Source organism: Microbacterium sp. NPDC055455, from assembly GCF_053619935.1.
In genome coordinates, this window is sequence record NZ_JBSHLB010000002.1 from 492,837 (window position 1) to 504,947 (window position 12,111).

The window sequence follows — 12,111 nt, forward strand, 5'->3', positions numbered from 1 at the left end:
TCGTTTCGGATCAGGCTTCTTCGAGGGGATTCGCCGCGAGCTGCGCGTTGCGCCGGTCCAGAGCGGCCCCCTTGATCGTCGCATACCCGTACATGCCGCCGAAAATGACGGCGACGAGCGCCAGCGCGGGGACGAAGAGGGCGCCGAGCGCCACGATCACCTGCAGGGCCCAGCCGAGCGCGATGCCCCACCGGTGGCGCAGCACGCGCGTGGTGGCGATCATGAGCGCCGCCACCACGGTGCCCGCGACGATCCCCCACCACGGCTCGATCGGCGCGGGCAGCGCCTTCAGACCGTAGATCACCAGTCCTGCCAGGAACGCGATGAGCGACTCGAATCCGAGCACGATGGCGCCCAGCGATTCCGCCGCCCCTCGGGCGCGGCGGGGCCGTGCGGGCCGTTCAGCGCTCATCGCTCGACCCGCTCTTCCAGTCCTCGGAGGCGGACAGCGCCAGCGCCTCGCCGGCGAGGACGACCGAGCCCGCGATGACGACGGCACGGCGATCGGATGCCGCCGCCCACGTGCGCGCCGCCTCCGCGGCATCCGCGAGGTCGCGGTGCACCGACACCCGCAGGTCGTGGGCCTCGGCGAGGTCGGCGATGGCGTCGGCGTCCTCGGCCCGCTCGGAGTCCGGCGCCGTGGCGAAGACGTGGGCGGCGACCGGTGCGAACTCGGCCACGATTCCGGCGGCGTCCTTGTCGGAGAGCACGCCCAGCACCACGCCCCATTCGTCGAAGTCGAAGCTCTCGCGCAGGGCGCCGACGAGTGCGCGGACGCCGTGCGGGTTGTGCGCCGCGTCGACGAGCACCGTGGGTGCTGCGCCGACCAGCTGGAGACGGCCCGGCGAGGTGACGGCGCCGAGACCCTCGGCCAGGACGTCGCCGGCGATGCGCTGGGCTCCTCCCCCGACGAGGGACTCCACCGCGGCGATCGCGAGGGCGGCGTTGAAGCCCTGGTGGGCGCCGTACAGCGGCAGGTACTCGTCCTCGTATGTGCCCGCGAGCCCGCGCACCGTGATCTGCTGCCCGCCCACGGCCAGACGCTGCTCGGCGAGGGCGAACTCGGCACCCTCGAAGGCGATCGAGGCGCCGTGGCGGGTCGCTGCCTCGCGCAGCGCCGCCTCGGCGGCGGCATCCTGCCGCGCCGAGACGACTGCAGCGCCGTCCTTGATGATGCCCGCCTTGACCGCGGCGATCTCGGCGATCGTGTCGCCGAGCCGGTCGGCGTGGTCCACGTCGATCGGCGCGAACACGGCGACGTCCCCGTCCGCGGTGTTGGTCGAGTCCCAGGACCCGCCCATTCCCACCTCGAGCACCAGCACGTCGATCGGCGCGTCCGCGAACGCCACGAACGCCAGCACCGTGAGCAGTTCGAAGAAGGTCAGCGGCGCATCGTCCTTCGACTCCAGCTCGGCATCGACGATGTCGACGAACGGCGAGATCTCGTCCCACGCGTCGGCGACGGCGGCGTCGTCGATCGGCTCTCCGTCGATCATGATGCGCTCGGTGAACCGCTCGAGATGCGGGCTGGTGAACAGGCCCGTGCGCAGGCCGTGGGCACGCACGAGGCTCTCGATCATGCGACTGGTGGAGGTCTTGCCGTTCGTGCCGGTCACGTGCACGACGCGATACGTCTTCTGGGGGTCGTCGAGCAGCTCGAGCACGCGGCGGGTGCGCTCGACGCGCGGCTGCACCCACCGCTCCCCCTGGCGCTGGAGCAGCGCCTCGTAGACGGCGTCGGCCCTGCGGCGGTCGCGGTCGCTCATGCCGAGACCCCCACCCTGCCGACCGAGACGGTGAACGCGCCGCGATTGGCGTACGTGCCCGCGTCGACGACGGCCTCGTACTCGACGGGCGTGTCGCCGTCGCCCGAGACGACGAGCCGGCTGCCGCGGGTGCTCACCGAGTGCGCGACCGCGAGGGTCTCACCCGCGACGTCGGCGACGTCGAACGCGGACGCGACGGCCTCGCCGTCGGCGGCCTCGTCGAAGAGCAGCGCCAGGCGGATGCGGTCGCTGACGTCGAATCCGGCGGCCTTGCGCGTGTCCTGCACGGCTCGGATGACGTCCCTCGCGAGCCCCTCGGCCTCGAGCTCCGGCGTGGTGGTCGTGTCGAGCAGCACGAAGCCCTCGCCCGCGAGGAGGGCGATCGCCGTCCCCTCCGCCACGCCCCCGGCTTCGAGCGTCAGGTCGTACTCGCCGGGCTGGAGGGCGATGCCGTCGACGATCACGGCGCCGTCGCGCTCCTCCCACACACCCGCCTTCGCCCCGGCGATCACGTGCTGCACCTGCTTGCCCAGGCGCGGGCCGGCGGCGCGGGCGTTGACGGAGAGGCGCTTGCTGATGCCGTAGCGCTCCGACACGTCGTCGCCCAGCTCCATGAGCTGAACCGTCTTGACGTTGAGCTCGTCGCGCAGGATGCCCTCGAACTGCGCGAGGGCTGCGGCATCCGGGACCGCCACCGTGAGCGTGGGAAGCGGCAGGCGCACGCGGCGGCCCTCCTTCTTGCGCAGGGCGTTGGCGACGCTCGATGCCTCGCGCACGGCGTCCATGGCGGCGCGGATGTCGTCCGCCGCGGGGAACGCCTCGGCGTCGGGCCAGTCCTGCAGGTGCACGCTGCGGCCGCCGGTGAGTCCCTGCCACACCTTCTCGGCCACCAGCGGGATAAGCGGGGCGGCCACGCGGGTGAGCGTCTCGAGCACCGTGTACAGCGTGTCGAACGCCTGGCGGCTCTCCGGGTCGTCCGACACGCCCGTCCAGAAGCGGTCGCGCGAGCGGCGGATGTACCAGTTCGTCAGCGCCTCGCCGAAGTCGCGGAGCTTGGCCGCGGCCAGCGTCGAGTCGAGCGCCTCCAGGTCGGCGGCGACGTCGCGCACGAGGTCGCCGGTGAGCGCCAGGATGTAGCGGTCCAGCACGTCGGTCGAGTCGGTGCGCCACGACGCCTCGTAGCCCGCTCCGCCGGCGCCGCGCGCCGCGTTGGCGTACGTGGCGAAGAAGTACCACGCGTTCCACAGCGGCAGCAGGAACTCCCGGACGCCCGCGCGGATGCCCTCCTCGGTGACGATGAGGTTGCCGCCGCGCAGCACCGAGCTCGACATCAGGAACCAGCGCATCGCGTCGGAGCCGTCGCGGTCGAACACCTCGCTGACGTCGGGGTAGTTCTGCAGCGACTTCGACATCTTCAGGCCGTCGCTGCCCAGCACGATGCCGTGGCACGAGACGCCCGTGAAGGCCGGCCGGTCGAACAGCGCGGTCGACAGCACGTGCATCACGTAGAACCAGCCGCGCGTCTGCCCGATGTACTCGACGATGAAGTCGGCCGGCGAGTGCTCGTCGAACCACTGCTGGTTCTCGAACGGATAGTGCACCTGCGCGTAGGGCATCGACCCCGAGTCGAACCACACGTCGAAGACGTCCTCGATGCGCCGCATCGTCGAGCGGCCGGTCGGGTCGTCGGGGTTCGGGCGGGTGAGCTCGTCGATGTAGGGGCGGTGCAGGTCCACCTCGCCCTCCGCGTTGCGCGGCATACGGCCGAAGTCGCGCTCGAGGTCCTCGAGCGAGCCGTAGACGTCCACCCGCGGGTGCGACGGGTCATCGCTCTTCCACACCGGGATCGGAGAGCCCCAGTAGCGATTGCGGCTGATCGACCAGTCGCGCGCGCCCTCGAGCCACTTGCCGAACTGGCCGTGCTTGACGTTCTCGGGCACCCAGGTGATCTGCTCGTTGCCGGCGATCATCCGGTCCTTGATGTCGGTCACGCGCACGAACCAGCTCGAGACGGCGCGGTAGATGAGGGGATTGCGGCATCGCCAGCAGTGGGGGTACGAGTGCTCGTAGCTCGCCTCGCGCAGGAGACGGCCCTCCTGGCGCAGCAGTCGGATGAGCGGCCGGTTGGCGTCCATCCACAGCTCGCCGGCCACGTCGGTCACCTGCGGCAGGAAGCGCCCGCCGTCGTCCAGGCTCATGATGAGCGGGATGCCGGCGGCCTCGGTGATCCGCTGGTCGTCCTCACCGAACGCCGGAGCCTGATGGACGATGCCCGTGCCGTCGCCCGTCGTGACGTAGTCGTCGACGAGGATGCGCCAGGCGTTCTCGGTGCCCCAGGTCGCGGCATCCGCGTAGTAGTCGAACAGACGGTCGTACGCGACGTTCTCGAGCTCGGACCCGAGGACCGTCTGGACGACGGCGGCGCGGGCGGCCTCGGCGGACGCGTAGCCGAGGTCCTTCGCGTACCCACCGAGCAGCTCCTCGGCGAGGAGGTAGCGGTGGGCGTACGCCTCCTCCGCCTCGTCGGCCCGGCCGTCGGGCCCGCGGTGGACGTCGGCGGCGCCGTCGGGCCCGCCGGGCACCACGACGTACCGGATGCCGGGGCCGACCGCCAGCGCGAGGTTGGTCGGCAGCGTCCAGGGGGTGGTCGTCCACGCCAGCGCGCGCACCCCGGTGAGGCCGAGGGACTCGGCCTTGGCGCCCACCAGCGGGAACGCGACGGTCACCGACGGGTCCTGGCGCATCTTGTACACGTCGTCGTCCATGCGCAGCTCGTGCGCCGACAGCGGTGTCTCGTCGCGCCAGCAATACGGCAGGACGCGGTACCCCTCGTACGCGAGACCCTTGTCGTGAAGCGTCTTGAACGCCCACAGCACGGACTCCATGTACGACGGGTTCAACGTCTTGTAGCCGCGCTCGAAGTCCACCCATCGCGCCTGGCGCGTGACGTAGTCCTCCCACTCCCGCGTGTAGGCGAGGACGGACTCGCGGGCCTTCGCGTTGAAGGCGGCGATGCCCATGGCCTCGATCTCGCTCTTCTCGGTGATCCCGAGCTGCTTCATGGCCTCGAGCTCGGCGGGGAGACCGTGCGTGTCCCAGCCGAAGACGCGGTCGACCTTCTTGCCGCGCATGGTCTGGAAGCGCGGGAAGAGATCCTTCGCGTAGCCGGTGAGCAGGTGGCCGTAGTGCGGCAGGCCGTTGGCGAACGGCGGACCGTCGTAGAAGACCCACTCGTCGGCGCCTTCGCGCTGGTCGATCGACGCGCGGAAGGTCTGGTCGGCCTCCCAGAAGGCGAGCGTCTCCCGCTCGATGTCGGGGAAGCGGGGGCTCGGGACGACGGCGGCTTCGCCGGTGCTCGGGGACCGTGACTCAGATCGTGGGTAGGTCATCATCTCTCGCAGGTGCTCGCTCGTGTGCTTCCTGCGGGGACGACCGAACCGGAGACTCTCCGGCCGACCGCGGTACCACCCTGCATTGACGGATGCCTCGGCGGAGGCATCCGTCCTCTCTCACTGCGGCTGTGACGGGCCTGACCCGCTCGGTTCTAATGGGGACGCCACTCGGTGGCGTCCTGTTCTTCCGAGAGCTCCCCGGTGATGGCCGGATCGGTGCTGATCGCACGAGTCTACCGGGCGTGCGCAAGGCGGGAATGCGAACGGCCGCGTCCTGGTTTCTGGACTCGTGCCAAGATTGACGTCCGTGACCGCCGCAGCACCCGCATCCACCCTCCCCCTCGACAACGCCCCGACGCGCCGCGTCGCATGGGCATCGATGGTGGGGACCTCCCTGGAGTCGTTCGACTTCTACCTCTTCGCGTACTTCTCGGCGTTCTTCGTCGGGCCGCTGTTCTTCGACCCGCTGGGGCAGTTCGGCGCCACCAGCGCGGCGTTCCTCACGATCGCGCTGGCCTTCGTCGTCCGCCCGATCGGCGCGGTGATCTTCGGGTACATGGGAGATCGCGTCGGGCGCCGCGCGACCCTCCTGTGGACCGTCGCCATCATGGGTGTCGCGACGGGCCTCATCGGCCTGCTGCCCACCTACGCCCAGGCCGGATGGCTCGGCGCGGTGCTGCTGATCGTCCTGCGTATCGTCCAGGGGCTGTCGCTGGGCGGCGAGTGGGGCGGCTCGATCCTCATCGCCACCGAGAACTCCGGACCGGTCAAGCGCGCGTTCTACGCCGCGATCCCGCAGCTCGGCTCGCCCGTCGGCTCGATCCTCTCCGCCACGGTCTTCATCGTGCTCACCGCCGTGCTCCCGCCCGAGCAGATCGCCGAATGGGGCTGGCGCATCCCGTTCCTCCTCGCGCTTCCCCTCCTGCTCGTCTCGCTGTACCTGCGCTGGTCCATCTCCGAGACCCCGGTGTTCGAGGGGATCGTCGCCGAGGGGCGCCGCGACCGCGTGCCGTTCGTGACGATGTTCGCGAAGCGTCCCGGTGCGATGGCGATCGCCGTCGGCGCCGCGCTCCTGGGCATCGGGTCGTACTCGCTCATGAACACCTACACCGTCAACTACGGCGTCGAGCAGCTCGGCTTCAGCTTCCAGGACCTTCTGGTCGCGACGACCATCGGCGGTCTCCTGCAGCTCGTGACGATCCCGCTGTTCGGCGCATGGGCGAGCCGCGTCGGCTCGGCGAACGTGGTGGTGTGGGGTGCGCTGGGAACGCTCCTCATCACCTTCCCGATGTACTTCCTGCTGCAGTTCGCGACGTTCCCGATCCTCGTCGGGACCATGATCGTCGGCGGCATCCTGCCGACGATGGCGTGGGCGGCGCTGGGCGGGCTCATGAACGACCTCTTCCCCGACCACTTCCGGTACTCGGCGCTGTCGTTCGCGTACGCCCTGGCCGCGACGCTGAGCGGCTTCGTGCCGTACCTGACGCTCAGTCTCGGCGAGGCGACCGGCTATGCCTGGTGGCACCCGGGCGTCATCCTCGCGATCATGTCGGCGGTGACGCTGGTGGCGGCCTTCCTCGCGTCCCGCCGCCGCGTGGAGCCGGAGCTGGCGACACGACCCGAGACGGCGACGGCGAACGCCTGACGAGACATCGAGGGAGCGGATGCCGCAGCGCGCGGCATCCGCTCGCTTTTCCGCCTTCACGCGGCCCGGGCTAGAATCGAGCGGCATCCCACACTCAGGCACGCTCACACAGTGCCGCACATATCGCTCGAGGAGTTCGCATGACCGACGCCCGCCCCGCACAGGGACAGATCCCCGACAAGCCCGCGCTGGAGGGCCTCGAGCAGAAGTGGGACGCCGCGTGGTCCGCGCAGGGCACGTACCTCTTCGACCGTGATCGCGCCGTCGAGGTCGGGCGCGGAGGCATCTACTCGGTCGACACTCCCCCGCCGACCGCCTCGGGATCGCTCCACATCGGCCACGTCTTCAGCTACACCCACACCGACGTCAAGGTGCGCTACGAGCGCATGCGCGGCAAGACGGTGTTCTATCCGATGGGCTGGGACGACAACGGCCTGCCGACCGAGCGCCGGGTGCAGAACTACTACGGCGTCCGCTGCGACCCGTCGCTGCCGTACGAGCCGGGCTTCACGCCGCCCTACGAGGGCGGCGACAACAAGTCCAGCCGCGCCGCCGACCAGATCCCGATCAGCCGCCGCAACTTCATCGAGCTCTGCGAGAGGCTGACCGTCGAGGACGAGAAGCACTTCGAGGCGCTCTGGCGCTCGCTCGGCCTGAGCGTCGACTGGACCCAGACCTACCGCACCATCTCCGACGACACGATGCGCACCAGCCAGCTGGCGTTCCTGCGCAATGTCGAGCGCGGCGAGGCGTTCCAGGACCTGGCGCCGACGCTCTGGGACATCGACTTCCGCACCGCTGTCGCGCAGGCCGAGCTCGAAGACCGCGACCAGCCGGCCGCGTACCACCGCGTCGCCTTCCACAGGACCGACGGGTCGGGCGACGTCTTCATCGAGACCACGCGGCCCGAGCTGCTCGCCGCATGCGTGGCGCTCGTCGCCCACCCGGACGACGAGCGGTATCAGCCGCTCTTCGGCACCACCGTGCGCACTCCGCTGTTCGACGTCGAGGTGCCCGTTCTCGCCCACCCGCTGGCCCAGCAGGACAAGGGCTCGGGCATCGCGATGATCTGCACCTTCGGCGACGTCACCGACATCGTCTGGTGGCGCGAGCTCCAGCTTCCGAACCGCACCATCCTCGGACAGGACGGCCGGGTGATGGCCGAGGCGCCCGACGTCATCGCCACGGATGCCGCCAAGGCGGCGTACGCCGAGATCGCCGGCAAGACGGTCTTCAGCGCGAAGAAGCGCATCGTCGAGCTCCTCCAGGAGTCCGGCGAGATGGAAGGCGACCCGAAGCCGTTCACTCACGCCGTGAAGTTCTACGAGAAGGGCGACCGCCCGCTGGAGATCGTCTCGACGCGCCAGTGGTACATCCGCAACGGCGCACGGGACGAGGCGCTGCGCGACAAGCTCATCGCCCTGGGCAAGAGCATGTCGTGGCATCCGGACTTCATGCGCGTGCGCTTCGAGAACTGGACGAACGGTCTCACCGGTGACTGGCTGGTCTCCCGTCAGCGCTTCTTCGGCGTTCCGATCCCGGTCTGGTACGCCCTCGACGAGAACGGCGACCGCGACTACGGCCGCGTTCTCACGCCCGACCTCGCCGCGCTCCCGATCGACCCTTCCACCGACGTGCCCCCCGGCTACACCGAGGACCAGCGCGGCGTCCCTGGCGGGTTCGACGGCGAGAACGACATCTTCGACACGTGGGCGACGTCATCCCTCACGCCGCAGCTGGCCGGAGGCTGGGAGCGCGACCCCGAGCTGTGGAACCTCGTCACGCCGTTCGACGTCCGTCCGCAGGGACAGGACATCATCCGCACCTGGCTCTTCTCGACGCTGCTGCGCAGCGCCCTCGAAGACGACCGCGCGCCGTGGACGGATGCGGCGATCTCCGGCTTCATCGTCGACCCCGACCGCAAGAAGATGTCGAAGTCCAAGGGCAACGTGGTCACGCCCGCCGACATCCTCGCCCAGCACGGGTCGGACGCGGTGCGGTACTGGGCGGCCTCGAGCCGTCTCGGCACCGACGCGGCCTTCGACCCGCAGAACCCGACGCAGATCAAGATCGGCCGCCGCCTCGCGATCAAGGTGCTCAACGCCGCCAAGTTCGTCCTGTCGTTCCCGGTCCCCGAGGGCGCCGAGGTCACCCACGCGCTGGACGCATCGATGCTCGCCACGCTCCACGGCGTGGTGCGCGAGGCGACCAAGGCGCTCGAGGACTACGACCACGCCCGTGCTCTCGAGGTGACCGAATCGTTCTTCTGGACGTTCTGCGACGACTATCTCGAGCTGGTCAAGGAGCGCGCCTACAACCAGACCGATGTCGGCCAGGCCTCCGCCGCACTCGCGCTGCGCCTGGCGATGTCGGCGCTCCTCCGGCTGCTCGCGCCGGTGCTCGCCTTCGCCGCCGAGGAGGCCTGGTCCTGGTTCAACGAGGGCTCCGTGCACACGGCCGCGTGGCCCGTGGCGCCGGACGAGGAGTGGGGCGACCCGGCCGTGCTCACCGCGGTGAGCGCGGCGCTCGTCGGCGTGCGTCGCGCCAAGACGGAGGCCAAGGCGTCGCAGAAGACCCCGGTGGCGCGGGCGGTCATCGCCGCCCCGGCCGCGACCCTCGAGGCGCTCAAGCTCGCCGAGGGTGACCTCAAGGCGGTCGGCCGCATCGAGCGGATCGAGTACGCCGACGCCGACGCCGTGTCGGTGACCGACATCCAGCTCGCCACTCAGGAGGCCTGACATGCAGCTCGGAACACGCTGGACTTCGGGCGACGAGCCCCCCGCCGCCGTGCCGGACGCGCTGCGCCGCGGCGTCAAGTCCGTCGACGCGACGATCCCGGCCGACCAGTTCGGGCAGCCTCGGCCGCGCTGGACGCTCACGTGGCTCGAAGGCAAGCCGATCGCCGAGCTCGACACCGGGATCATCGTGTCGCTCGACGCCGACGGCGAACCCGTCGCCCGGAACGATCCGGAAGACGGGTTCGGGTAGCATCCGCCGTCAGTCCTCCGGGGCGTCGTGCCGCGACGCCTCGAGCAGGAGCCTCACGGCGACCGCCGTCGCCACGAGGGTGACGCCGGCCGCGATGAGGAACGGCAGCCGGAGGTCGAAGCGCGCCACCCAGCCGCCCAGCAGCGTCGCGAAGGGGAAGATGCCCCACGTCAGACTGCGGATGATGCCGAGCACGCGGCCGAACAGGTGGCCGGGGATGATCGACTGACGCAGAGCGCCCCACGGCACGTTCCAGATCGACACGGCGCACGCCATCACCGCGTAGGCCACGGTGCCGGTGATCGCCTCCGGCGCCAGCCACACCCCGAACAGCCCGGCCGCGGCGACGACGTTCGCCGCGAGCATCACGCGGCCCCGTCCGAACCGCTGCACGAGACCGGGGGCGATGAGCGAGCCCACGAGGGCGCCCAGTCCGATGCCCGCCGTGACGAAGCCGATGGCGGCGGGGTCGACCGCGAGCTCGTCGAGGAAGTAGAGGAAGATCGGGGCCTGGGCGAAGGCGAATGCCGAGCCGACGACGCAGGTGAAGAGCACCATCGCCCGCAGGAAGCGGTGGTTCCAGAGGTACCCCAGCGCCTCCCGTGCCGAGACCGCCTCCGCCGGACGGGGCTGTGCGGCGGCGGGCAGCTCGGCGGCGGCCAACGGCTCCGCGGATGCGATCTCGCCCTGCGCGGCGATGGTCGCCGCGCGGTCGAGATCCCGCGGCTCGCGGAGGGGTCGCGCTGCGGAGAGCGGAAGGAGCAGTGCGAGGGCGATCGGGATGACGTAGCCGGTGGCGCCCACCCAGAGCGGCAGGGCGAGCGAGAAGGCGAACAGGACGCCTCCGATCGGCGCCGAGATGAAGTTGTCGATCGTGATCTGCGCCGCCTGGAGGAACCCGTTTGCGCGGTCGAGCCCTCGCCGGGGCACCAGGGTCGGGACGATCGAGTTCGTCGCGTTGTCGAAGAGCGTCTCACCTAGGCCGAAGACCAGCACGCCGGCCAGCAGCCACCACACCGTGATCGCTCCGGACACCGTCAGCGTCGCGAGCCCCACCGCGGCGAGGCCGCGGATCGTGTTCGCGATGGCCATGATCCAGCGCCGGTCGAAGCGGTCGACGATCATCCCGGCCGGCAGCCCGAACACGAGCCATGGCAGGAACGCGAGCGCGCTGATCGCCGCGATGGCGAGGGGATCCCGCGTGAGCGTCGTCGCGATCAGCGGCACCGCGACGCGTCCGACACCGTCGGCGAGATTGCTGAAGGCTGCCGCGGTCCACAGCTTGCCGAAGTCGCGGCCGAGCGGCACCCTGGCCGGACGCTCGCTGCGCGACCCCTTCCGCGGCTGCGTGTCGGTGGCGGCGCTCATCGCGGGAGGATCCCGATCGCCGCGCGAGCTGTCGCGTCACGGCGGGCGCCGTCGGCGGCCGCCTGAGCCGACACTGCGCGTCGGAAGGCGACGCCCGCGCGCCGTTCGACGCGTCCGAGGACGTGGGCGTCGAGGGCGGATGCCGCGCGCAGCAGGGCTCTGTCGAGCCCCGTGGCGGCGGCGGAGAGGGTTCCCGTCGTCACATCCGGGAGGGTGATGGTGGTCATGACTGCGCTCCTATCCTTCGAGTCCGGGGAGCGGGAACAGGTCGGCCCGGATGGTCACCGGGCGGACGTCCTCGCCGTTCTGTTCGCGGTACGTGTCGACCGCTTCGTCGATGAGGGCCATGATCGCCGTGGCGAGCTCCTTGCTCTGCTCGGGCGTGAGGCGCACGGTGGCCGTGGAGATCAAGCTCGCGTCCTGCCACGCGTTCTCTTCCGCGTTCAGGCCCCGGTCGATGAACCGCATGAGCTGCTCCTGGCGAAGCCGGAAGAACTCGCTCATCACGATCTGGGTCGCCGCACGGCCGGAGGGCGTCTTGAGCGCCTCCTCGTTCGCGAACGACACGCCGCCGACCGGACGCTCCCACCAGCGTTCCCGGCCTGATCCGCGGTCGGCCACCTCGTGGATGAGGTCGTGCTTGGCCAGCGCGCGGAGGTGGTAGCTGGTGGCGCCCGAGGACTCCCCCAGCCGCTCGGCGAGCGAGCTCGCCGTCTGGGGGCCGTACTGGCTGAGGATGTCGTAGATCTTCACGCGGAGCGGATGCGCCAGGGCCCGCAGCGCGCCGGCGTCGAGGACCCGGTCCTGCCGCCCGCTCGGGGCCGGCGAACGGTCGTCGGTGCTCGGGGCCGTGATCTCCTCGTCCATGGCTTCAGCGTACGACCGCAAAGGATTCTTTGCAAGCAATTCTTTGCATAAATTGGTTTGCAAAGTCTCGGCGGCAACGGTCGAG

9 protein-coding genes are annotated in these 12,111 nt (G+C 70.5%); 3 read left to right on the plus strand and 6 right to left on the minus strand.

Features of this window, described 5'->3' with window-relative positions; all coding sequences use genetic code 11:
- Window positions 1–10: 10 nt before the first annotated feature.
- The 3 genes from ACWGUG_RS08750 to ileS are packed head-to-tail and all read right to left on the minus strand — an operon-like array spanning window position 11 to window position 5,155.
- Window positions 11–412, minus strand: coding sequence for a DUF4233 domain-containing protein (locus ACWGUG_RS08750; protein ID WP_452324435.1), 402 nt, complete (start codon window positions 410–412; stop codon window positions 11–13).
- Window positions 402–1,766: a bifunctional folylpolyglutamate synthase/dihydrofolate synthase gene (locus ACWGUG_RS08755; RefSeq protein WP_336397015.1), complete on the minus strand. Its 1,365-nt coding sequence runs from the start codon at window positions 1,764–1,766 to the stop codon at window positions 402–404. The genes ACWGUG_RS08750 and ACWGUG_RS08755 overlap by 11 nt, the downstream gene beginning before the upstream one ends.
- Window positions 1,763–5,155: an isoleucine--tRNA ligase gene (gene ileS / locus ACWGUG_RS08760; protein ID WP_452324436.1), complete on the minus strand. Its 3,393-nt coding sequence runs from the start codon at window positions 5,153–5,155 to the stop codon at window positions 1,763–1,765. Before ileS ends, ACWGUG_RS08755 begins: the two co-directional genes overlap by 4 nt.
- Window positions 5,156–5,465: 310 nt before the next feature.
- On the opposite strand from ileS, the gene ACWGUG_RS08765 reads away from it, so the two are divergent.
- The 3 genes from ACWGUG_RS08765 to ACWGUG_RS08775 all read left to right on the plus strand — a co-directional run bounded on the left by ACWGUG_RS08765 (window position 5,466) and on the right by ACWGUG_RS08775 (window position 9,791).
- A complete protein-coding gene (locus ACWGUG_RS08765) occupies window positions 5,466–6,803 on the plus strand; it encodes an MFS transporter (protein WP_336397014.1) in 1,338 nt (445 codons plus the stop codon).
- Window positions 6,804–6,943: 140 nt separating this feature from the next.
- Window positions 6,944–9,541, plus strand: a complete 2,598-nt coding sequence (gene valS, locus ACWGUG_RS08770) for a valine--tRNA ligase (RefSeq protein WP_452324437.1) — start codon at window positions 6,944–6,946, stop codon at window positions 9,539–9,541.
- Between the two features lies 1 nt (window position 9,542).
- Window positions 9,543–9,791: a hypothetical protein gene (locus ACWGUG_RS08775; RefSeq protein ID WP_336397012.1), complete on the plus strand. Its 249-nt coding sequence runs from the start codon at window positions 9,543–9,545 to the stop codon at window positions 9,789–9,791.
- 9 nt (window positions 9,792–9,800) lie between these two features.
- Here the strand turns inward: ACWGUG_RS08775 and ACWGUG_RS08780 are convergent, their stop codons facing one another.
- Genes ACWGUG_RS08780 through ACWGUG_RS08790 form a run of 3 tightly spaced genes read right to left on the minus strand, consistent with a single transcriptional unit; the run spans window position 9,801 to window position 12,026 of the window.
- On the minus strand, window positions 9,801–11,159 hold the full coding sequence (locus ACWGUG_RS08780; RefSeq protein WP_452324438.1) for an MFS transporter: 1,359 nt from the start codon (window positions 11,157–11,159) through the stop codon (window positions 9,801–9,803).
- Window positions 11,156–11,386, minus strand: a complete 231-nt coding sequence (locus ACWGUG_RS08785; RefSeq protein WP_452324439.1) for a hypothetical protein — start codon at window positions 11,384–11,386, stop codon at window positions 11,156–11,158. The genes ACWGUG_RS08780 and ACWGUG_RS08785 overlap by 4 nt, the downstream gene beginning before the upstream one ends.
- Window positions 11,387–11,396: 10 nt before the next feature.
- On the minus strand, window positions 11,397–12,026 hold the full coding sequence (locus ACWGUG_RS08790; protein WP_336397009.1) for an ArsR/SmtB family transcription factor: 630 nt from the start codon (window positions 12,024–12,026) through the stop codon (window positions 11,397–11,399).
- Between the last annotated feature and the right edge of the window lie 85 nt (window positions 12,027–12,111).